Annotated in this window: 18 protein-coding genes; 10 read left to right on the plus strand and 8 right to left on the minus strand. The window is 62.3% G+C overall.

Features of this window, described 5'->3' with window-relative positions; genetic code table 11:
• Window positions 1–17 precede the first annotated feature (17 nt).
• Genes PE061_RS20675 through PE061_RS20685 form a run of 3 tightly spaced genes read left to right on the plus strand, consistent with a single transcriptional unit; the run spans window position 18 to window position 3073 of the window.
• Window positions 18–1346 (plus strand): amidohydrolase family protein, encoded by a 1329-nt coding sequence (locus tag PE061_RS20675; protein ID WP_271257014.1) that lies wholly within the window; start codon window positions 18–20, stop codon window positions 1344–1346.
• 18 nt (window positions 1347–1364) lie between these two features.
• Window positions 1365–1619 (plus strand): DUF3311 domain-containing protein, encoded by a 255-nt coding sequence (locus PE061_RS20680; protein WP_271257015.1) that lies wholly within the window; start codon window positions 1365–1367, stop codon window positions 1617–1619.
• A complete protein-coding gene (locus PE061_RS20685) occupies window positions 1616–3073 on the plus strand; it encodes a sodium:solute symporter family protein (protein ID WP_271257016.1) in 1458 nt (485 codons plus the stop codon). Before PE061_RS20680 ends, PE061_RS20685 begins: the two co-directional genes overlap by 4 nt.
• A gap of 44 nt (window positions 3074–3117) precedes the next feature.
• Here the strand turns inward: PE061_RS20685 and PE061_RS20690 are convergent, their stop codons facing one another.
• The gene (locus PE061_RS20690) at window positions 3118–4029 is read right to left on the minus strand and encodes a LysR family transcriptional regulator (RefSeq protein WP_271257017.1); all 912 of its coding nucleotides are present in this window, start codon (window positions 4027–4029) and stop codon (window positions 3118–3120) included.
• Between the two features lie 184 nt (window positions 4030–4213).
• On the opposite strand from PE061_RS20690, the gene PE061_RS20695 reads away from it, so the two are divergent.
• From PE061_RS20695 to PE061_RS20720, 6 genes are read left to right on the plus strand one after another with little or no spacing between them, the layout of a single operon-like run.
• Window positions 4214–5167 carry a dihydrodipicolinate synthase family protein gene (locus PE061_RS20695; RefSeq protein WP_271257018.1) on the plus strand — a complete coding sequence of 318 codons (954 nt, stop codon included), beginning with the start codon at window positions 4214–4216 and terminating at the stop codon, window positions 5165–5167.
• Window positions 5164–7221, plus strand: a complete 2058-nt coding sequence (locus tag PE061_RS20700) for a hydantoinase/oxoprolinase family protein (RefSeq protein WP_271257019.1) — start codon at window positions 5164–5166, stop codon at window positions 7219–7221. The genes PE061_RS20695 and PE061_RS20700 overlap by 4 nt, the downstream gene beginning before the upstream one ends.
• Window positions 7218–8798: a hydantoinase B/oxoprolinase family protein gene (locus tag PE061_RS20705; RefSeq protein ID WP_271257020.1), complete on the plus strand. Its 1581-nt coding sequence runs from the start codon at window positions 7218–7220 to the stop codon at window positions 8796–8798. The genes PE061_RS20700 and PE061_RS20705 overlap by 4 nt, the downstream gene beginning before the upstream one ends.
• A 7-nt stretch (window positions 8799–8805) precedes the next feature.
• The gene (locus PE061_RS20710; protein WP_271257021.1) at window positions 8806–9957 is read left to right on the plus strand and encodes a M14 family metallopeptidase; all 1152 of its coding nucleotides are present in this window, start codon (window positions 8806–8808) and stop codon (window positions 9955–9957) included.
• Complete coding sequence (locus PE061_RS20715) at window positions 9954–11261, plus strand: spinster family MFS transporter (RefSeq protein WP_271257022.1); 1308 nt, start codon at window positions 9954–9956, stop codon at window positions 11259–11261. Before PE061_RS20710 ends, PE061_RS20715 begins: the two co-directional genes overlap by 4 nt.
• A gap of 2 nt (window positions 11262–11263) precedes the next feature.
• Window positions 11264–11458 carry an SDR family oxidoreductase gene (locus PE061_RS20720; protein WP_271257023.1) on the plus strand — a complete coding sequence of 65 codons (195 nt, stop codon included), beginning with the start codon at window positions 11264–11266 and terminating at the stop codon, window positions 11456–11458.
• A gap of 231 nt (window positions 11459–11689) precedes the next feature.
• Here the strand turns inward: PE061_RS20720 and PE061_RS20725 are convergent, their stop codons facing one another.
• The 6 genes from PE061_RS20725 to PE061_RS20750 are packed head-to-tail and all read right to left on the minus strand — an operon-like array spanning window position 11690 to window position 17918.
• On the minus strand, window positions 11690–12121 hold the full coding sequence (locus PE061_RS20725) for a nuclear transport factor 2 family protein (RefSeq protein ID WP_271257024.1): 432 nt from the start codon (window positions 12119–12121) through the stop codon (window positions 11690–11692).
• Between the two features lie 16 nt (window positions 12122–12137).
• Window positions 12138–13565, minus strand: coding sequence for an aldehyde dehydrogenase family protein (locus tag PE061_RS20730; RefSeq protein ID WP_271257025.1), 1428 nt, complete (start codon window positions 13563–13565; stop codon window positions 12138–12140).
• Window positions 13566–13584: 19 nt separating this feature from the next.
• Entirely contained in the window at window positions 13585–14763 is a 1179-nt protein-coding gene (argE, locus tag PE061_RS20735) for an acetylornithine deacetylase (protein WP_271257026.1), read from the minus strand.
• A gap of 5 nt (window positions 14764–14768) precedes the next feature.
• Window positions 14769–15419, minus strand: a complete 651-nt coding sequence (locus tag PE061_RS20740; protein ID WP_271257027.1) for a TetR/AcrR family transcriptional regulator — start codon at window positions 15417–15419, stop codon at window positions 14769–14771.
• An 8-nt stretch (window positions 15420–15427) separates the two neighbouring features.
• On the minus strand, window positions 15428–17047 hold the full coding sequence (locus tag PE061_RS20745; protein ID WP_271257028.1) for a GMC family oxidoreductase: 1620 nt from the start codon (window positions 17045–17047) through the stop codon (window positions 15428–15430).
• A 13-nt stretch (window positions 17048–17060) separates the two neighbouring features.
• Window positions 17061–17918, minus strand: a complete 858-nt coding sequence (locus PE061_RS20750) for an alpha/beta fold hydrolase (protein WP_271257029.1) — start codon at window positions 17916–17918, stop codon at window positions 17061–17063.
• A 385-nt stretch (window positions 17919–18303) separates the two neighbouring features.
• On the opposite strand from PE061_RS20750, the gene PE061_RS20755 reads away from it, so the two are divergent.
• On the plus strand, window positions 18304–20364 hold the full coding sequence (locus PE061_RS20755; RefSeq protein ID WP_271257030.1) for a TonB-dependent receptor: 2061 nt from the start codon (window positions 18304–18306) through the stop codon (window positions 20362–20364).
• Window positions 20365–20804: 440 nt separating this feature from the next.
• Here PE061_RS20755 and PE061_RS20760 read toward each other — a convergent pair whose 3' ends face one another.
• Window positions 20805–21983 carry an efflux RND transporter periplasmic adaptor subunit gene (locus tag PE061_RS20760; RefSeq protein WP_271257031.1) on the minus strand — a complete coding sequence of 393 codons (1179 nt, stop codon included), beginning with the start codon at window positions 21981–21983 and terminating at the stop codon, window positions 20805–20807.

A 21983-nucleotide genomic window follows, 5' to 3' on the forward strand; every position in this document is an offset into this window, starting at 1 on the left:
AATGTGAGGGGAATGTCATGAAATTTCGTAGCCTGGCCCTCTTCGGAGCGGCAGTCCTGACGGTCAGCCATGTCGCGGCCGCCCCAGATGCGAACGCCCAGCCCGCGTCTGCACCTTCGGCTGTGAAAGCTCTGGTGGGCGGCAAGATCGTCAATCTCAACGGCAAGGGATCCGTTACGGACGGTGTGATCCTGATCGAAGGCGACAAGATCAAGGCCGTCGGCACGCCGAATTCTGTCCAGATTCCGGTGGGCGCCACGGTTATTCCGATGAACGGCCGCTGGTTGGTGCCCGGATTGATGAACATGCACGTCCATCTTGGTCTCAACCTTCCTGGCGAAGCCCGGCTGCACGACGAGAAGCCCGAACAACTCGCCCTGCGTATGCTGACAAATGCGCGCAAGTCGCTTGAGGTTGGCGTTACGACCGTTCGCCTCACCGGCGATAACGATGGCGTTGACTTCGCGGTGAAGAACGCGATCGATAAGGGCCAGTTTCCGGGGCCCCGCATCCACACCGCAGGCCGCTCCGTGGCGCCGACGGGTGGTCACGGCCGCTACAAGGCCGATGGTGTTTCCGAAATTTCAAGAGGAGTCCGCGAACAGATCGCGAAGGGCGCGACCTGGATCAAGCTCGGCATTTCCGGCGGCATTTCGGACGAGCGCGGTTCGATTGGCATGTCCCGCTTCACCCTGGACGAGCTGACCACTGCGATTGACATCGCGCATCGCAACGGTGTGAAGGTCACGGGCCATACGGGATCGCCGATGGCGTCGATGGAAGCCATCAACGCGGGCATCGACTGCTTCGAGCATGGGTATTTCTTCACGCACGAGGTCCTTCAGAAGATGAAGGAAAAGGGCATCTGGTACGTCCCGACGATCGTTGTCAGCCAGAAGGGTGCGCTCGAGTTCTTTGCGAAGATTGGTTCACCGCAGTGGTATCTCGACAGGCAGGCATCTGTCGGCAAAACACATCTCCAGACGTTGCGGGATGCGATCAAGACGGGGATCAACATAGCGCTCGGTTCGGATCAATTCCCCTTTGAGCCAAACGAAGGCACCAACGCGACGGTACGCGAAGCTGAAATCTATCAGGAAGCCGGCATGACGCCACTTCAGGCGCTCCGTGCCGCCACGACAGAGCCTGCACGTATGCTTGGCGTCGAAAAGGAAGTCGGTGAACTCAAGCCCGGCATGTACGCTGATATCATTGCCGTCCATGCTAATCCGTTGCAGTCCGTATCCGCGCTGCGTACCATCAGCTTCGTTATGAAGGGCGGCGAAGTCGTGCGTGATGGAGAGCCTGAACCACAGGCACAGCGCCTTTCTGCGCCGCAATCCTAAAGACAGGCAGGTGGAGCAATGGACGGAGACATTCAGTTCGGCAAGGTTCGCCGCAGGCGCTACTATCGATTGCTCCTCCTTCTACCCTTTGTCTGGCAGGTCGGCCTTGCGTACGCGGTAAATGACATAAGCGCGCGCCCGCTGGGACTCCCCTTCCCGATGGTGTGGCAGATGCTCGGCATATTGGTGGCCAGCGGCACGATCGCGATCGTCTATGCCATCGACAAGCGTCTGGAAGCCGCACATTCAGAATCGCAGGAAAGAAGCCAGTGACCATCGGCATCGCTTTCGCCATCGTGCTGTGCACCGTTGTTGGATCGATCGTCTATGGCCGGAGAATGCAGAGGGCCCGAACCGTTACCGAATGGGCCGTCGGCGGACGGCGGTTCGGGACGCTGATCTTCTGGTTCCTGAACGCCGGCGAAATCTATACGACATTTGCCGTTCTCGGAATTTCCGGCTTCGCCTGGGCCTATGGAGCGCCGGCCTATCTGGCGTTCACGTCCGTCTCTCTCGCCGCCACGCTTGGATATCTGCTGATACCGCGTATCTGGAACGCCGGCCGGAGCGGCGGACACATTACCCAGGCGGATTTCTTTGCCGCACGCTACCGCGCCCCCTGGCTTGGGGTGCTGGTCGGCAGCGCGGGGATCATGGCACTCGTCGTCTATGTCCAGATCCAGATCACAGCACTTGGTCTTATCGTCCGGATGACGTTCGGAGCCGAGATCTCGATCCTGCAGGCCGCCGTCATCGCGGCAATCGTCATGCTCTTGTTCGTATACTTCGCAGGCTTGCGCTCGGCCGCCTTCGCTGCCGGCGTCAAGGACGTGCTGATGCTCGTGATTGTGATCGCGCTCAGCGTCACCGTGGCAAGCGAAGTCGGCGCGACGTCCATGCTCGATGTCTACAGGAAGGCGCAGGAGGCTTACCCCGGCATCGGTTCGTTCCCTGGCCTGCAGCCCGATGCCAATCTCACCACGACGTGGTTCGTGACGTCCGCGCTCAATGTCGCGCTCGGCACCTGGGTTTTCCCCCATATGTTTCAGCTTTGCTACGCCGCCGCCGACACCACCACGATCCGCAGGAACACGATTTTCCAGCCGCTCTATTCGCTCTCCTACTTCTTCATCATTCTGCTTGGCCTCGGCGCGCTGCTCGCCGCGACGGCCCCTCCCAACGGAGATATCAACGCCGTCCTGCTGCAGTTCGTGTCGGACCGGCAACCGGCCTGGCTTGTGGGAGTATTTGCGGGAACTGCCTGCCTTCTTGCGCTTGTGCCGGGGTCGATCCTGCTGCTGACCGCCGGTTCGATCTTCAGCCGCAACGTGATCGCACCAATCTGGTCAGGCATGGGCGAGACATCTTCCCTGCTCGTCTCCCGCGGCTCCATGATCGTATTCGCGGCCGCGGCCGTGTGGCTTACGATCGGCGCGAGCAGTTCGCTGGTCGAGATTGGCCTTCGTGCCTACGCCGCAATCGGTATGCTCGCCCCCGGCGTCTATTTCGCCTTCCTGTGGCCGCGCGCAAACGCTTACGGCATTCTGGCGGGGATTGTAGCCGGTTATATCGTGCTGCTGCAATCTGAGGTCGGGGCCATGTTCACGGCCCTGCTGCCAGGCTTCGACAAGGGCCTGATCGCAATGGCCGTGAATGCCATTATCGCGGCCGTCGTTGTGGTGCTTACAACATCTCGCTGCCGGGAACGCAAGCAACTACCTGCGTAAACGAGAAAATGCTACCAAAATCCATGCCTGTTGCCCTTAGAAGCTTAGGCGCTTTGCTCTTCCGCCCACGTCTTGAAGCGAGCCTCGAGTAACGTGAGCAGCTTTGCGGGAGCGCCATCCAGCTGACGCCCGAGGCGATGGATCATGCTGATCGTCGTGTCTTCGAGTTTCGTATCCATCAGATGCAAGCCGACGAGCGATCCCTCCGCGAGTTCGGAGAGAACCGAAATCCGTGGAAGCAATGTCAACATGCTGCCGGATTTCGCGATATCGCGCATCACCTGAAGCGAATTCGTCGTCAGTGTCGGCTCCAGCCATATCTGCGCCCGCTGCTCGGCATCGTGCAGAATCTGACGCATACGGAACCCTTTCGGCGGCAGGCAGATCGGATATTGAATGAGATCGGCGAGCGTCGGACGTTCCAGCTTCGCATAGGGATGATCGGGCGTGCAGACAATCATCAGCGGCTGCGCGACCGACGCCCGCGTTCTCAGCTTCGGTTCGGTAGATACGTGCAGGATAAGGCCCAGATGCACATCATCCTGCAGAACCAACGCTTCGATATCGGATGTGGTGCCGGTCGTAACGACGACATTGATCCCTTCGTGCTTCTTGTGAAAGCTCTCGATGATCTCGGTAAACGACCGCCCCAGAAAACCTTCCCCTACTGCCAAATCGACCCGGCCAGCCTTGATTTGCCGCAATTCCTGAATGCGGCTCATTAGAACTTCGCGATCAGCGATCTGGCCCTTTTGAAATTCGTAGGCGAGCTTTCCGGCTTCGGTCAGCTTGATGGAGCGGCGGCCGCGTTCAAGGAGGCGGGCGCCGAAGCGTTCCTCAAGCTGCGCGATCTGGCGGCTGATCGACGATACCGCCACACCGATCTTGTCGCTGGCGAGTCGCATGGAACCGAGCGTCGCTGTTTCGTAAAAGTAATAAAGCGCGATGTCCGACATTTCCCACCTCCCAGCCAAGGTTAATCATTCTTTGCGGAAATCGCAACGATATTCCTACTTCGTTGCCTCTTGTTCGCGTGTCGGGATCGTTGCAACAAGAATTAGAGTTGGCACAGGAGTCAGCCTCAAAACGCGTCCTGTGCAGTCATTCGGCGCAAGCAAGCTTTGAGGGAGCGCAATTAAAATGAAAAGAGACCGGGTCTCCTGGAAGGGGTATATTCCGGCGATTACTACCCCTTTCGATAAAAGGGGTGCGCTCGATTTCGGCGCGCTGGCGGCGATGCTCGATTGGCTGCACAGCGAAGGCATGCACGGTCTCATCCTCGCCGGCACGACCGGCGAATGGTCAAGCATGAGCCACGATGAGAGGAAGAGCCTCTTCACAGCCGCCGGACGCCAGCTTCATGGCAAGTTGCCGCTAATTGCAGGTTGCACGGCATTCACGGTGGACGAGGTTGTCGATCTGGCGGAACACGCCTGCAATAGCGGCTTTGACGGCGTTCTCGCCACGCCACCGCCTTACATCCGGCCGAGCGACGAAGAGATTTACTGCTTCTACAACGAGATTTCGAAACGCATTTCCTTGCCCATCTGCGTTTACAACTGGCCGCCGGGCACCAGCATCGACATGTCTCTGTCGCTTTTGGAGCGGATCGCCGGCATCGAGAACGTCGTGGCGATCAAGCAATCAACGGGTGATCTGCGCCGTTTCGTCCAGACCTTTTTCAAGCTCGGTGAGACGGTTCGCGTGTTTGGCCATTCGATGGACGAACACGGCCTTGCCCTGCTCCGCTCGGCGGGCGGCGACGGCACGATGGGGGCCGGCGCGGTCCTTGGCCGTACACATGCGGATTTCTACAACTGCCTTTGGGCAGGGGACTATGCCGCCGCGGCGGAATGCGGCAGACTTGATCGCGTAATCATGGATGAGTGGTATACCGAGGATCTGGTCGGCCGTTTCGGCTCGGGTCCGGCTATCATGAAAGCTGCACTCAATGTCCAGGGCCTGCCGGGCGGGTATGTCCGGTCACCGCTGATTGATCTTCCTCCTGACGCCGTGGCGATGGTGCGCGATACGCTTGTCCGCATGGGCAAGATCGACAGAGGTGCCAGCCGTGCAGTGCCCGCAGGGCGATGACGAATACATGGCGTGTCGGAATTGATTCCGGAGGAACATTCACAGACGTATGTCTCTATAATACGGCAAACGGCGATCTCGTCGTATGGAAAACGCCGTCTACCCCGGATGATCCGTCATGCGGCATTACACAGGCACTGGACGAAGGACTTGCGCAAGGGGGCTCCCCGGGTCATGATGTTTCCTTCCTTGCACATGGCACCACCGTCGGCACGAACGCGCTGATCCAGCACCACGGTGTCAGCACCGGCCTGATCACGACTCAAGGCTTCGGCGACCTTCTTGAAATCGGTCGGCAAAAACGCCCGAATCTTTATGATCTTCAGGCAGACAAACCCCAACTTCTGGTGCCGCGGGCACTCCGGATCGAGGTTCCCGAGCGTTGTCGCCATGACGGCAGCATCGAAATTCCCCTTGATGAAGGCGCCGTCCGCGCCGCCGCATCCAGGCTTCGGGAGGCCGGCGTCAAAGCCGTCGCGATCTGCTTCCTCTACGGCTTCCTCAATCCCGCTCACGAGCGCCGCGCCGCAGAAATCGCAAGCGAGGAGCTTCCGAATGTTTTCGTCTGCACATCGCATGAGGTGGCACCGGAATTCCGCGAGTTCGAACGCCTCTCGACGACGGTCGTGAACGCCTATCTCGGTCCCGTCATGGAAAAGTACATCAACCGCCTGATCGCACGGCTCGACGAACGCAGATTGGCCGTCCGGCCATTTCTCACACAGTCGAACGGCGGCGTCACCGGGCTTGCCGGGGCGGCGCGCCTTCCTGTGCGAACCCTCCTCTCCGGCCCCAGCACGGGCGTTGTCGCCGCACAGGCGATCGGGCAGGCAATGGGTATCAACAACCTCATCACATTCGATATGGGCGGCACCAGCACTGATGTCGCATTGCTCACGGATGGACAGTGCAGCCTTGTGGGCGACGCGGTCGTCGATGGCTATCCGATCAAGGCGCCGATGCTGGACATCCATGCGGTCGGCGCGGGCGGCGGCTCCATTGCCCATATCGATCGCGGGGGAATGCTGAAAGTCGGGCCGGCAAGCGCGGGTGCCGTCCCGGGGCCGGCCTGTTACGGGCACGGCAATGCGGAGCCCACGGTTACCGACGCCAACGTCGTGCTCGGAACGCTCAATCCCGACCATATGCTTGGCGGCCGCATGGCGCTGCGGCGGGATCTCGCTGAGGCCGCGATCGGCCGCCTTGCCGGTAATCTCGGGATGGACCCGATGCTCACGGCCGACGGTATCATCGCTATCGCGACGGCCACCATGGCAAAAGCGGTTCGTGTCATCAGCGTGCAGCGCGGCCACGATCCCAGGGATTACGCGCTGATCGCCTTCGGCGGCGCCGGCCCGCTCCACGCGGCGCGGCTTGCCCGCGAACTGGGGATGACGCGCGTGATCATCCCGCCGACACCTGGTACGCTGTGCGCGCTGGGGCTGCTGATGACCGATCTGCGCACCGATTTTTCATTGACCGATGTCCAGACGCTCGAAGACCAGGCTTTGCCCCGGATCGCCAAGCGGATTTCTGTCCTGCTCGATCAGGCCACGGACTGGTTTGAGCGCGAAGCTGTCGCCTCCGCGTCACGCCGGATCCGTCACAGCATCGACATGCGCCATGTCGGTCAGAACTACGAGCTTTCGGTTCCGCTGCCCGACGGCCCCATCGACCGTGCCACGATCCGGAAACTCCGGGACGGGTTCGCGGCGGCGCATTTGCAGCGCTACGGGTTCGCGAGCGCCGATACGCCGATCGAGCTCGTCACCTTTCGTACCGAAGCCATCGGCACGGGGGGGAAGGCCGCAGTCACTCCGCATCCCGAAACTGATACGGCTTCATCGGACGCGATTGTCGGATCGCGAAGGATATGGTTCGCCGATCCCGGCGACTTCGTTCCCTGCGCTGTCTATGCTCGCGGCAGACTCCTAGCCGGGCATCGTTTCGAAGGCCCGGCGATCGTCGAGCAGGATGACACGACAATCGTCGTACCACGAGGTATGCGTGCATGGGTGGAACCGTATCTCAACCTGATCATGGAAGAGTCATGAAAGCAGCCGGCACCATCGGCGAGACGCTCGTGGATCCGATCACGATCGAGGTCATCGGCAATGCATACACGTCCATCGTCGAGGAGATGGGCGAAATTCTGGTCCACGCCAGCCATTCCACCAACATCAAGGAACGCCGCGACTGTTCCACGGCTCTGCTCGACCCCGCCGGCGAGATCATCTGCCAGGCCGAGCATATTCCCATGCACCTCGGAAGCTTTCTCAGCATCGTGCCCAGAATTCTGGACCATTATGCAGTCAGCGACATCGCACCGGGCGATGTTTTTATCGCCAACGACCCGTACGAGGGCGGTGCAACACACCTTCCCGACATCGTCATCGTCGAACCGGTGTTCGCCGAAGGCCGACTCGTGGCGTGGGCAGCGAACACCGGCCATCATGCGGACTTCGTCGATCGTGGCAACGCCCATATCTATCAGGAAGGCCTGCGTATTCCGCCGACACGCTACATGCGCGCCGGTGCCGCGCAGGTCGATATCGAACGCCTGATCCTGCTCAACTGTCAGGTGCCCCAGGAACGAAGGCACGACCTCCAGGCACAGATCGGCGCAAACCGCTTTGCGACAGAACGGATCATCGGCCTGTGCGCGCGCTATGGCGTCGAAACCATTCTGGCCGCCAGTGCGGCGCTTATTGACTATGCGGAACGCCGGATGCGCATGGGCATCGCCGAAATTCCCGACGGCGAGTATGCGTTCAGGGATGTTCTTGAAACGGCGGAAATTGAGGATATTCTCGACGTATCGGTGAACATCGTCGTTTCGGGCGACGAGATGCGCTTTCATTTCGAAAGCCCGCCGCAGATCCGGGCCAGCCTGAACGTCACTTACGAAGCGCTGCTGGCCAGTGTCTTCTACGCCGCCAAGACCATCGTCGACCCCGAGGTTCCCTCCAACAGCGGCATGATGCGCCCGATCACGGTAACGGCGCCGCCCGGCACCATGTTCAATTGCCGGCATCCCGCCGCCGTCAACGGTCGCCTGCAACCATGCCAGCGTATCGTGGACCTCGTTTACGGCGCATTGGCGCAGGCGGTGCCGGAACAGGTCGTTGCCGCGGGCAACGGCGCCTGCGCGTCGGTCACCTTCGTGGGCACGTCGCCGACAGGCGAACTCTGGGTCTATCTGGAGGCAATCGGCGGAGGATCGGGCGCGCGGGCGACCAAGAACGGGCTTGACGGCGTCCATGTCCACATGACCAACACGTCCAATCTTCCGATCGAAGCGCTCGAGGCCGAATATCCGATTACGGTCGAGCGCTATGCCTTCATCGAAGGATCAGGCGGAGCGGGACGGCACCACGGCGGGCGCGGCCTTTCGCGCGTGTTCCGCGCCGAAGCCGACTGCCGTGTGCGCGTGGGCGGATCGCGCCTGCGCTCCGTTCCGTGGGGACTGGACGGCGGATTGCCGGGCGCGTCCGGCGCCATCATTCCGGGCGCGGGCGTCGAACTCCTGAACAGAACCTCCGGCATCCTGCGCGCGGGCCAGACGCTTGAAGTCAACAGCCCCGGTGCGGGCGGATATGGAAAACCGGAGGCGCCCGAAGCCAACGCATGAGGATATCTTGATCGCCATCAGCACCGATTTCGAAGCCGGCAAGATTCGTGTCGTCGCCTGCGACAGGCCCGACGATATCGTTGTCGAGCTGGAAGACGATACCGCGGCCTCCGTCCGGCAATGGTTCTTCTTTCGGCTGACGGGAGCGAAAGACTGCGCCGTGCGGATCACCTTCCGGGATATCGACAGGTACAATGCGAACAAGGGCCTCGTCGGCATGCCGACGCTCTGGGATGATTACAACGTGCTGGGGAGCTACGATCTCGATCACTGGTTTCCGGTCGCAACCGAATTCCGCGACGGCCATCTCTTCGCGACGGTGACGCCGTCAACGGACAGCCTGTATCTGGCGAACTTCGCGCCGTATTCGAGCGAGCGGCTCGCCCGCTTCATCGGCACATCGCTGATGTCGCCGCGCTGCGGACTCGAACGGCTCGGTCAATCCGTCCAGAACCGGGCCATCGAATGTCTGCGTATCGGCGAACCCGGGCCGGGGCGGAAGACTTGCTGGGTCATCACCCGCCAGCATCCGGCCGAAACGCAGGGAACATGGTGTGTGGAAGGTCTTGTGGAACGCCTTCTTGATGAAAACGACGCGTCCGCCATAGCGCTACTCGATCGTGCCGTCTTCTACATCGTTCCCAACATGAACCCCGACGGCTCTGTCATGGGCAATACGCGGACGAACGCTACCGGGCGCAACCTCAACCGCGAATGGCCTGCCCCTTCACCGGACGAGGCCCCCGAAGTCTATTGGGTCAGGAAACGGATGACGGAAACGGGCATGGATTTCGGCCTCGACATCCATGCATGGACCGGCCCCCATAATTTCGCGATCGGTCCCTATCATACGCCTTCCGTCACCGACCGCGAGGCGCAGTTATGGCTGCGATACGAGGCCGCGCTTGCCGCCGCCAGCAGCGAGTTCGAAACCGGCTGGCCCTATCCCGGCGGCGGACCCGAACCCGGCAAGGCCGACCAGTCGATAAGCTGGAATCACTTTTTCGAAGCCTTCGGCGCATTCGGCGTCCTCTATGAGCTTCTCTACAAGAACAACGCCTGCAACCCGGATCCCGCCAACGGCTGGACCGCCGGCAAATGCAAGCGCTTCGGGCACGATACGGTGGATGCGATCGCCGCGATCGTTGACGTGCTTTGAGCGGCGCCTCCGCGATCCCGGCCGACCCGTCCCCTGAAGCGGCATATCCACAGCCCCGACATGCATGGCGGGTTGTCGCCGTTCTGCTCGCTCTCGCGATACTGTCGTACACCGATCGCTATGTTCTCAGCCTTCTCGTCGGACCGATCCGGCAGGAACTCAACATCAGCGATTTGCAGATCGGCCTGCTGCTCGGCACGGCCTTCGCGATCGTCTACGGCCTGTTCGGCGTCATCGCCGGCTTCGTCGCCGATCGGGCCAACCGCCGCAACCTGATCATCCTTGGCGTGATCGTGTGGAGCCTTGCCACCATCGCCAGTGGTCTGGCGCCGACCTTTGAAGGGATTTTCACGGCACGCATGGTCGTCGGTCTCGGCGAGGCGATCCTGACCCCCGCAGCGATCTCGATGATCGGGGACTATTTTCCGCCCAATCGCAGGGGATCCGCCGTTGGTGTTTACATGGTGGGCGTGCCTCTGGGCAGCGGCATCGCCGCGATTGTCGGCGGTGCCGTGCTTTCTATGATTGAAAGCGGCATGCTCTCGTCCGTTGTCGCGTTTGCCGGAGCGCCCTGGCGGGCGGTTCTCATCGTCCTCGGCGCGCCCGGTCTGGTACTGGTGTGGCTCATGCTGCTGGTCAGAGAACCGATACGGCAGGCTGATGGAACTCCGGCGGATGCCGATCCGTCAGTCCCTGCACAGACACTACAGCTCTCGTGGGTTTCGATTGCGCCTATCCTCATCGGCAGCGCGGGCATGTCGCTCGCCATCGCATGTCTCATCGCATGGGGTCCCTCCGTCCTCATTCGCAGCTTCGCAATGGCACCGGCCGATGTCGGCTTCGCGGTCGGCATCGCCTTCGCGATCGGCGGTGCAAGCGGTGTCGTTCTCGGCGGCATCGTCGGCGACCGAGCCCGTTCCCGTTACGGTGCGCGCGCACGCGTCTGGATATGTATTCTCGGCACTGTTCTCGCCCTGCCCTGCACCATGTTCGGCCTGTCGCAAAGCGTGCCGCTGGCGCTCCTCGGCATGGGCCTATTCATCATGTTCGCGGACTGGACGATCTCTTGCGCCATCGCCGCTATCCTCGACAATACACCGAACCGATCACGCGGTTTGGTGACGGCGATGGCATTTTTCTTGAACGTGGCATTCGGCGCCGGGCTTGGGCCGGTCCTCGTCGCCCTTATTAATATCCGAACAGCGAACGCAGACGATATGCTGGGTTTTTCAATCTTTCTAGCATCGATGCCTGTTCTGCTTTTTGCCCTTGCTGCATTTATCGTCGCTGCAAGAAGAAAATAGTTTTGATCTTCGACGGAAAACTAGGCAGCGTGGATAAATTGACGACGAGCATCGCCTTTCTTGCAAGCGACGACGCGGCATTCATGACCGGCGCCGAACTCGTTGTGGATGGCGGGCGCAGCATCGGAACCTATATGTCCTTCCTCCCGGGGGCGCCCGAAACGATCGCCCCGGCGGCCTTTGGTCACAAGCTTTAACAGCAATCGGACAGTGCAAGAAGCAAACGACAAAACACGCAGATTTGTTCGATTACGCTCGGGCGAATTTCAGGTCCTGCGGGCAGTCCAGGAAATCGCTGACGTCCCATACAATTCTCCAATTCTCATGTCCTCTCGGGCTTTCTTCAGAATTGGACCAATTTTCTCAAGGCAGACCGCACCGTGCCGATGGTATCGTGCTTCCCGGTTAATCATTTGCTGGTAAACTGACTACCAAAGAGGTTCTTCCGCTTCGAGCGCGAAGAAGGCGTCGTCGAAGCCGTATTCGCGATAATTAACGATGTGCCCATCGGCAACGTCGATCGCGATATGGATGTCCTTGGTAAAGGTACGGCCGTCCTTCCAGATGCCGTGCATCAGCATCTCGATCGCCGCCTTGTTGCCATCGGCGATGATCGAGCGAAGCGAATTGGTGAGGCCATCCGCGCCGCCTTGCAGACAACGGTGGAAATGCGTTTGCACACGCGCGGCCTTGTCGGGATCGAGCATGCCGCTCCACCAATAGGAGCCCGCAACCCAGATCGCAGTGCCGTCGAACAGGTTGAAGCCCTCGCCCTCGCCCTGCAGCACGGCGACAAGCTTTTCGGCCACAGCACGGGTTTCGGCGGTCGAGGCAGCAGGGTCGTAGGGCAGGATTTCCATGGCGATCTCGGCCGGGTCAGGCGGTGGGTATGAGCACATAGGATTGGAGATATTGCTTCAATCCCTCGATGCCGAGTAGCCAACCGACACCGGATTGCTTGGCCATTTCGAGGCCGACGCCGGGCGGTACGCTGTTGTGCGCGTTAATGCACAGAAGCGCGGCTTCCAAACGCTCAGCAACCCGCTCGGCGCGTACCGGATCGCTCGACCAGGTCGAGGCAGTCAGCGCGAAGACCGAGGCGTTTGCGCGTGCGATTGCGTCCTCGTCGCTGGTGAAGCGCTGCAGCGGAAGAAGCGGCGCAAATTGCTCCTCGGCGACGAGCGGGTGGTCGTCTGCAAGGTCCGCGAAGACCGTCGGCGGCACGAAGTATCCCGTACCCTCGGGCACCGTCGCCTGAGCTACGAGACGCCCATCGGCCATTGCGCGTTCGCGCAGCGCCATAGCCCGGAGATATTGTCGCTCATTCTGGACGGGCCCGGTCGAGACACCTTTAATCAGCCCATTGCCGACAGTCATTGCCTCGACAAGACGTCCAAGTTCAGTAGCGAAGGCATCGAAGATCGTGTCCTGGACGTAGACGCGCTTTACCGCGCCGCAGATCTGGCCGGCGTTCGAAAAGGCGCCGCGGAAGATGCCGAGAGCTGCCTGCGCGACATCGACATCGTCGAGTATGATGGCGGCGTCGTTACCCCCCAGTTCGAGCGTGACCCGCGACAGATGCGCGGCGGCCGATTCCATGACTGCACGGCCAGTGTCGGTCGATCCGGTGAAGGCGATCTTGGCGATGCCGGGATGCGCGGTGAGCAGGGGCCCGATGGAGCCGTCATCGCCCAGCACCTGAAGCAGGCCCTTGGGCAGGACCGACGCGGTGAGTGCATCGAGTGCCAGTGCGGTCAGCGGCGTGGTGGGGGATGGCTTCATCACCACCGCATTGCCGGTGAGAATCGCGGGGGCGACCTTCATCGCGGCAATCAGGAACGGAAAATTCCACGGCACGATCCCCGCGACGACGCCGAGTGGCTTGTAAAGCCGACGGTGGGTCGGCGTCGTTTCGTCGAACAGACTTTCCGCGCGATCGGGCAGCATAGCGGCATAATAGCGGAACAGCTCGGCCGACCATGCGACCTCGTCGGCCGCCTCAGCCAGCGGCTTGCCCTGTTCCAGCGTCAGCAGCTCGGCCAGCCCTTCCGCCGCGCCTTCTATCGCATCCGCGATCGCGGAGAGAAACGCACGGCGATGGGTGAGAGGACAGACGGCATTGTCGCGCGCGGCCTGGCGGGCGGCGTCGACCGCGGCGTTCACATGTCTGGGCGTCGCGACTCCGAAGCTGGCAAAGGCCGCACCGGTTGCCGGATCGATGACCTCGCAACGCGGCAGGTCGGCCTCCTGATGCGCGTCGATCAGGGCAATGAGGCGCTCGGCATGCGTCATGAAATCATCCATCCTTCAACGTGATCTGTCATCAGGCCGTCGCTTCGGCGAGGCGCTCCATAAAAGCCGCGCACTGCGCGATCTGGTCGCGACCAATGAACTCGTCGGGCTGGTGCGCCTGCTCGATCGAGCCGGGCCCACAGATCACCGTCGATAGGCCTGCGCTCTGAAATTGGCCGGCTTCCGAACCATAAGGGACGAGACCCAACGAATGGTTGTCACCGGTCAGGCGGCGGACACAGGTCACGGCCGCGCCATCGGGCTCGGGGGCGAAGGGCGGCACATCGGCGCTGATCGTGACGTCGATCCCGCAATCGGGAAAGCGCGCACGGATCTCGCGATCATGTCGCTCCACAGCGGCGAGGAACGGCGCCATCACCGCATCGGGCGACTGATCAGGCGTGCAGCGCAGATCGAAGGTGAAGCTGCAATCCTGCGCGAGGATGTTGACCGCCGTTCCGCCGTTGATCAGGCCGATCGTCAGCGTCGAGTGCGGTGGTTCTAAGCCATTGTCAGCCTGAGACCGCCGGATCAGATCCTGCTCGATCGCGATCAGGTCCGTCATCAACCTGGCCGCGACCATATTGGCCGACATGCCGAGGTGGGTAAGGCTCGAATGCGCGGCATGGCCGCGAATGGTGACCGTGCACAGCCGCACGCCCTTATGACCGCCGACGATCTTCATCAGCGTCGGTTCGCCGACGATCACGGCAGCGGGCCTCGGAATGTCGCGCACGATTTCACGGATCATTGCGGGGGCGCCGATGCAGCCCACTTCCTCGTCATAGGACCAGGCGAAATGGATCGGGCGGCTCAGCGCGCGCGATGCGAAAAGCGGGGCCGCCGCCATCGCGCAGGCGATGAAGGCCTTCATGTCGGATGTTCCCCGCCCGAAGAAGCGATTACCCTTCAGGGTCATCTCGAAGGGATCGGTCGACCAGCGCTGGCCCTCGCAGGGCACCACGTCGGTATGCCCCGATAGTACTGTGCCACCCGCCACATCGGGCCCGATCGTCGCGAACAAATTGGCCTTGGCGCCATTGGCGCTCGGAATCCGGCGGCTGCGGAAACCAAGCGCGGCGAGTTCCGTCTCCATATATGCGATCATCGCAAGGTTCGACTTGGCCGAGGTCGTGTCGAAGGCGACAAGCCGGGCGAGCATCTCTTCGCAGGCACGCACCAGATCGGTGCCGATCGGGATACTGGTCATGGCGTTCAGCCCTTGGTTTTGAGCAGAAGGCTCAGCAGCGCGTCAAGTGAATGCTCTGCCTCGACGCGGTCCATGATCCGGTAATTGGCGATGCGTTCCAGCGCCATGCCGCGCACCGTCGATATGATCAGGCGCATCCAGATATGCGCGGTTTCACGCGCCATACCCGTCGCGACCAGCAAGCCTTCGATGTCGCTGAACGATGAGGTGTCATATTGCTGGAACTTGGGTTCGAGCGCTGCTGCCAGTTCCCTGTCACCTTTCACCGCCATGCGCAGTTCAAGCGCGGCAGCCACGGTGTCGTCCTCGAACGTCTTGCGGAGCATCTGGACATATTCCACGACGCGCGCAGCCGGATCCTCGGCCTTGAGCTTGCGGACCGACAGGACGCGATTGTTGTGCTGTCCGATGAAGTCCACCGTCGCCGCCATGATCTCGGCCTTGGTCGAGAATTGGTGCTGCATCCGGCCGATGCTGATCTTCGCGGTCGCGGCGATCTGGGTGATACTCGTCGCGGCATAACCCTTGGTCACCAGGCATTCGATCGCCGCCCGGATCACCTTGTCCCGGCTGATCGCCGTCCTTTCGGCTTGCGTCGGGGATATCGCCCGCGCCGTCGGAGTAGCCATGCGAACCTCCTGCTGCTTCAGGCCCACCCTTTGGCTCAATGCTTGCCCTCCCGCAACCAGCGGCCAAGCCGGTCGCCGATCATCATGCAGGTGCCGTTGGTGTTGCCGCTTATGAGGTCGGGCATGATCGAGGCGTCCGCGATCCACAGCCCTTCGACACCGTTGACCTTCAGCCGCGGCGACACGACGGAGCTGTTGCCCGATCCCATCGCGCAGGTGCCGATCGGGTGATAGGCGGGCTCGGTCGAGGCACGGACATACTCCCGCGCGCGATCGCGATCGCCGTCGACCGCGAAACCGGGCATCGTTTCTCGCGCGACGATCGCGGCCATCGGCTGCCGCGCCATGATCGCCTGCACCCTGGCCATGCCGTCGATCAGCACATCAACGTCGGCATCATTGCCGACAAGATTGTAGCGGATGATTGGCCGCGCGCGCGGATCGCTGGAGGCGAGCTCGACGCTGCCCGTGCTGCTCGGATAGCTGTGATTGACGTAAACCGTGACGCCCGATCCGCCGTCCATCGTCAGCTTGCCCGCATCGTCCTGGCGGATCGCGATCGGCAGGAAATGCAGCTGCAGATCGGGCGAGCTTCGCGCGGCGCTGCTGCGGAAGAAGCCGATCGCCTCGAACACCCCCGCCAGCGGGCCTTCGCCATGGAGCGCGTAATTCGCCATGTGGCGCGCGGCGTGGTGCCATTTTTCGGCGTCATTATAGGTCGAGACGCTTGTGTTGTACTGAAGCCGGACGAGCGGATGCTCGCGCAGATTGGCGCCGACATGGGCATTGTCGAGGATCGGATCAATGCCGAGAGCGCGGAGCTTGGGGGCGTCACCGATCCCCGAGAGCATCAGCAGCTTGGGGCTGTTGATCGACCCGGCGCAGAGGATGACGTGGCGCGCCTTCACCAGTTCGGCTGCGCCTTTGCGATTCAGCCAGGCACCGGTCACGCGCATCCCGTCGAACGCCAGGCGATCGGCCTCGCAGTTGATCGCGACCCATAAGCTCCTATGCGCGGCGAGCGCCGGCCGCAAAAACGCGTCGGCAGACGAGACGCGGAAGCCGCGGCGCTGGGTCAGCTCGATAAGAGCAACGCCTTCCTGATCGCCGCTGTTATAGTCATCAAGCCTGGCGATGCCTGCCGCCGCCGCCGCATCGAGGAAGGCCCGCGTCGTCGGGTGCGGGCGTGCGATCTTGCGGGTCCGCAGCGAGCCCTTGCCCCGGCGCGGCCCCGCCTCAGCCTCGAGATTGCGATAGACAGGGCCGACCTCGTCCCAGCCCCACCCATCGGCGCCGTTTGCCTGCCAGCGATCGAAATCGACGGGTGCGCCCTGGACATAGACCATGCCGTTGATCGCGCTGCTGCCGCCAAGCCCCTTGCCGCGATAATAGAGATCAACCTTCCCGCCGCGCGAGGCATCGGGCTCGGTGCGATAGCCCCAGTCGAACCGTTCGGTGTCGACCAGCGACAGGCCCCGCGCGGGGAGCTTCACCGCCCATTCGCGGTTCGCGCCCCCAGCCTCCGCCATTAGGATTCGCGCATCGCTGTCTTCTGCAAGTTGCCCCGCGAGCGCGCAGCCCGCGCTGCCCGCGCCGATGATCAGATAATCCAGCGGTTCGGATGGTAGTGGCTCGTGAACGGCGATCAATGGCATGCGATATCCTCGTTCAGGCTCCGGACGCCGCCTTGGCAACAAAATTTCGCAGCAACGCCAGCGCGGCTTCGGGCTGATCGCGCGCCGGACCATGACCACAATCGTCGAAAATATGGAGTTCCGCTACGCCCGGCCGGAAGGATTCCGCCAGTTCGCGAACGGCGCCAGCCGAGATCACCGGATCGACCTCCCCGCCCAGCACAAGGACAGGTGCGTCGATCCGTTGCAGCTCGGCGCGATAGTCGAAGCGATGCGCGTCGCCCGCGTCCGAGAAGAAATGATCGAGAACGTCTGGCTTGAAGGGTGAGAGCACGCCGATCTGCGGCGACCGAACCGTGTAGAAGCGGAAACCGTCGACGAGGAAACGGTCGCGATGCGCGGGATCAGCCGCAGTGTAAAAGCTGTGCGCGATCGTCGCCAGCTCCTCACCGCCCAATCGGCGGAAGGTCTCGATCACCTCGGGCAGGTTGAAGCGCGCCGCGGTGGCCGCCAGAATGATCGCCGAATAATCCTCCGGATAATCCAGCGCAAAACGCTGCGTGACCATGCCGCCGAATGACTGGCCGAAGATAATCGGTTTTTCCAGGCCGAGCGTGCGAATGAGGTTGTGGAGATCAGCGGCCCATTGCGTGAGCGTCCAGTCCTCAGGGGTCGAAACGTCGCTGCGGCCGAGCCCGCGATGATCGTAGAAAACGAGCTGGGCGACGTCCGCGAGCGACTCGAGGTCGACGCGAAGTGTGAGATGATCCCACGCCGGACCGCCGTGTACGAAGACGATCGTCGGCTTCTCGACCACCTGGCCATCGCGGACGGCCAACTTTTCCCCCAGAATTTCGACAAAGAGCCGCAGCTCCCCAATATCCACTCGCATGACGTGCGCTTCCTTGAATCGAACCCGTGCCCGCGCATTTGCGCGTTCGCAACATACAATATGTTTTGCTTGTAAAAATTGAAACGTCAAGCGATTCACTCGCGGGTCCCAATCCACGACTGCAGCCGATTCTATCACATATGAAATTGGAAATGGCTTAATTTCGAGACCCACAGCCGGCTTGACCACCATGATAACATATAATATGATCGACTTGTAAATTTGCACGTTGCCTTCTAATCCGATCGGGAGGCGAGGTGGTGGGCCAGGCGACTCCATGCGCTGCCCCCCCCCAAAGCAACAAGAAGGTCGGCCAACTCAGGGAATGGGGTCTTACATGAACTCGAAAACTACGATGATGATCTCAACCTCGCTACGCGCTGCAATGCTCGCCGCCGCCAGCCTCGGCGCCGCGACCGCCGCTCAGGCGCAGGGCGCCGAGGTCGATGCCGCCGCGGATGCCCCGGTCGTCGAAGAGATAGTCATCACCGCGCAGCGCCGTGAGGAATCGCTGATGCGCGTGCCCGTCGCGATTTCGGTCCTCGGTGGCGCCGCGCTCGATAAATCGACGTCGTCGGGCGTCACCGATGCCCTTCGCGCTGTACCGGGCGTCTCCACGCTCCAATCCTATCAGGGCGGCGGCACGCTCGTCACGATCCGCGGCGTAACTGCAGGCCAGGCGCTGTTCAACGGCGCTGGCACGGTCGGCTATTATCTCGATTCGGTTCCCTTCGCCGCGATCAAGAGCGCGATCGCTCCGGATGCCTCAGCCTATGATCTCGAGCGCGTCGAAGTGCTGCGCGGGCCGCAGGGCACGCTCTATGGCGCCAGCGCGCTGAACGGCGTCGTCCGCATCCTGACTGCACCTGCCGATCCCTCTTTCTTCGGCTTCAAGAGCCGCCTGTCGGCCGCGACCACCGAAGGTGGTGCGGCAAGCTATCGTGGCGATGTGAGCGCGAACATCCCGGTTATAGCGGACAAGCTCGCCGTGCGCGCTACAGTGGGCTACGCCCATGAAGGGGGCTGGATCGACACTGCGGCCAAGGACGATTTCAACAGCGGCGACCAGTGGAATCTGCGCCTTCGCGTCACCGCGATCCCGAACGATCGACTCACGATCGACCTCAGCGGCTGGGCGTCGCGTGGCGATTTCGAAGGTCCGCCAACGGGTGAGAGCTACAATTTCAACTCGACGAGCTTCCGTTCGCCGACCCACAACCGTTTCGACTCGCTCAATGCGAAGATCTCTTATGCATTCGACACCTTCACTGTCACCAGCGCGACCAGTTATCTGGATTATCGCAGCAAGAGCATCATCGATTTCTCGCCCTTCGCGGGTGGATTCCCCGTCCAGCTGAGCACCGATCTTGGCGTCCGCGTTTTCACCGAGGAATTGTCGGCCAGTTCGACGGGCGAAGGCCCGCTGCGCTGGTCGGTCGGGGGCATCTATCGCCACGCCAAGGAGAATCTCACGCAGGCGCTGCCCGAGTTCGCTTTCGATCTGAGCAACGACAATGTCTCGAAGTCGTGGGCGGGCTTCGGCGAGCTGACTTATGTCGCCGGCCCGTTCGAATTCACTGGCGGTTTACGCTACTTCCACGACCGCATCACGCAGGAAAGCCAGATCCCGATCGGCTCGCCGTCGGTGGTTGTGCCCAGTGCGGTCGCAAAGGCGACCACGCCGCGCGTCGTCGCTACCTGGCACCCGACCGAGAAGTCGAGCGTCTATCTGTCCTATTCGCAGGGCTTCCGCAGTGGTTTTCCCCAGACCGCACCGGTCCTACCGCCAGCGCGCCCTGATCGTCTGCACAATTATGAACTGGGCGCAAAGGGCACGCTGCTCGACGGCCTGCTCTCGTTTGACGGCGCCATCTATTATATCGACTGGAAGGACGTTCAGCAGAACATCACCGTCACCGTGGAGGGGCTTCCCTTCGCGGCGACGATCAACGGCGAGGCGGCGAGCGGAATTGGCGTCGATGCGGCGGTAGCGATCCGTCCGATGCGCGGGCTGACCCTCAACGGTAGCTTTAGCTGGAACGATCTCACCACCGACGCGGATATCGTCTCGGGCGGCGTCCTACTCTTCTCCAAGGGCGACCGCCTCAATTATTCGCCAAAATATACGGCGACGAGCGGTTTCGATTATGCCTTCCCTCTGAGTGACATGCTGACAGGCCGCGCGGCTGCCTCGGCGACCTACACCTCGCGCCAGGAAAGCGTTCTGCTCCTCAACGGTGCTGCAACAGCCGGGCGCAGCGACAACGTCTTTCTCGCCAAGGCAAGTCTGGCGGTGGAATCCCGTGAAGGCTGGACTGCATCGCTCTACGCCGACAACATCACCAACTATCGCAAGATCCTGAACCCGGGCTTCGGCGACCTTGCGCAATATTATGGTCGCGCGCGGCCGAGGACCTTCGGCGTGCAGCTCGAATTCAAATATTGATCCCCTCCAGCTACAGACGGCGCGCACGAAATCGGTCTTATCGTGTACCGCGTACTCGTCGAACAGACCATCAGCCAAGGCTTCGGCACGCACGGCGCCGCGGATTGCGCCGGCGTGCCACTGCATTGTTAAGCAACCGCGCGCTCTGACAAGCCGTGTCGTCGTCGAACCGCAGCAAGCGCGCAATGATATTTGCCGTTCGGAACAAAGCTTTACCAACAAGCACGCCCCGCCAATTTCCTGGCCCCATAGCGCCGCCGTCTTCCAATCGAAAATCCCGTAATATCCTTCGCTTGGAACAGCAGGAATAGTTGACTGCGGGCCCGGGGAGCCACCGCCTTTTTTGGCGGTTTTCTCTTTGTTTTTCAACATTTTCCCATTCGACACCACCTTTTATCCCCTAAGTCGTTGACTTCGGGACTCCTCCCATTCTCGCCCGGCTAGAAACCGAGTTGGGATCTTTCCCGCACGCGGATGCCGTCCGCCACCCTGTCGCCGGGATGGAGGATCACGCGGGCGCCGGGGGTGAGGCCGCCGCGCAGTTCGGCGACCTCGTCGTTCATCCGGCCGATCTCGACGGGGGTCAGTCGTGCGCGGCCACTCCCGTCGACGACGAACGTCATCCAGCGGTTGCCGCTGCGGAACAATGCGCTGATCGGGACGCGCGCGACGTCGCCCGCATTCCAGACCGTTATGCGCACGGTCGCGCGATAGCCATGGCCGAGCCGGCGCCAGGCCTCCCTCGGCTCGGCGAAGTCGATCACGACGTTGACCCGCTGCTCCTCGACGCCGAGCGCGGAGAATTTGGTGAAGCCGTAAGGCTCGACCAGCCGCACCGTGCCGCGCAGCGCCTGCTGCCCGCCCCAGCCCTCGATCGAGACCGCCGCGCCGGGCTCTACCTGCACGGCGTCGGCGGACAGGAGGTCGGTCACCATCTCCAGCCGCGCGGGGTCGCCCACCTCGACCAGCGTCGTGCCGGCGACGACCACCCGCGCGCTCTCCTGCGGGACGATGAGGACATAGCCGGAAACGGGCGACGTGACCGACACGGCGCCGCGCCCCTGCGCGCGGCTGCCGGGCACGATCAGCGTGGCGCGCGCGGCTTCCAGCCGCTGCGCGGCGGCCTCGGCCGCACGCGCCGCCTGCTCGCGCGCGGTGCGGGCGCGGTCGAGCGTCGCCTGCGCGACGAAGCCGCGCCCGGCCAACGGTTCGATCCGCGCCAGCTCCCGCTCGGCCAGCGCTTCCTGCTCCCGCGCGCCGGCGAGGTCAGCAGCGGCCGCGCGGATATTTGCCTCCGCCTGCCGCAGCACGCGCGCATCGAGCGGACCGGGCTCTGCCGGCCGGACGCGCGCCAGCACGGTCGCGCCCGCCGCCACCGGATCGCCGGGCTTCAGCGGCACGCGCAGCAGTTCTCCGGTGATCGGGGCGGAAACGGCGTAGAGATTGGTGACGCGGGTCTCGCCGAGATCGTCCACGGTCACCGTCATCGCGCCCCGGCTGACGACGCCCGTCTCGACCTCGACCGCCGGCGCGCGGATCAGGAAGACCAGCGCGAGCAGCACTGCAACGACGATCAGCGCGCCGATGATCCTGGGGCCGGTGACAATCTTCCTCTTCAT

Source organism: Sphingosinicella microcystinivorans (assembly GCF_027941835.1).
Taxonomy (GTDB): Bacteria; Pseudomonadota; Alphaproteobacteria; order Sphingomonadales; family Sphingomonadaceae; genus Sphingosinicella.

Bases quoted from the DNA above. Each gene is read 5' to 3' on its own strand.
- PE061_RS20675 (WP_271257014.1), top strand. From the start codon at position 18: ATGAAATTTCGTAGCCTGGCCCTCTTCGGAGCGGCAGTCCTGACGGTC.
- PE061_RS20680 (WP_271257015.1), top strand. From the start codon at position 1,365: ATGGACGGAGACATTCAGTTCGGCAAGGTTCGCCGCAGGCGCTACTAT.
- PE061_RS20690 (WP_271257017.1), bottom strand. From the start codon at position 4,029: ATGTCGGACATCGCGCTTTATTACTTTTACGAAACAGCGACGCTCGGT.
- PE061_RS20695 (WP_271257018.1), top strand. From the start codon at position 4,214: ATGAAAAGAGACCGGGTCTCCTGGAAGGGGTATATTCCGGCGATTACT.
- PE061_RS20700 (WP_271257019.1), top strand. From the start codon at position 5,164: ATGACGAATACATGGCGTGTCGGAATTGATTCCGGAGGAACATTCACA.
- PE061_RS20705 (WP_271257020.1), top strand. From the start codon at position 7,218: ATGAAAGCAGCCGGCACCATCGGCGAGACGCTCGTGGATCCGATCACG.
- PE061_RS20725 (WP_271257024.1), bottom strand. From the start codon at position 12,121: ATGGAAATCCTGCCCTACGACCCTGCTGCCTCGACCGCCGAAACCCGT.
- PE061_RS20730 (WP_271257025.1), bottom strand. From the start codon at position 13,565: ATGGATGATTTCATGACGCATGCCGAGCGCCTCATTGCCCTGATCGAC.
- argE (WP_271257026.1), bottom strand. From the start codon at position 14,763: ATGACCAGTATCCCGATCGGCACCGATCTGGTGCGTGCCTGCGAAGAG.
- PE061_RS20745 (WP_271257028.1), bottom strand. From the start codon at position 17,047: ATGCCATTGATCGCCGTTCACGAGCCACTACCATCCGAACCGCTGGAT.
- PE061_RS20750 (WP_271257029.1), bottom strand. From the start codon at position 17,918: ATGCGAGTGGATATTGGGGAGCTGCGGCTCTTTGTCGAAATTCTGGGG.
- PE061_RS20755 (WP_271257030.1), top strand. From the start codon at position 18,304: ATGCTCGCCGCCGCCAGCCTCGGCGCCGCGACCGCCGCTCAGGCGCAG.
- PE061_RS20760 (WP_271257031.1), bottom strand. From the start codon at position 21,983: ATGAAGAGGAAGATTGTCACCGGCCCCAGGATCATCGGCGCGCTGATC.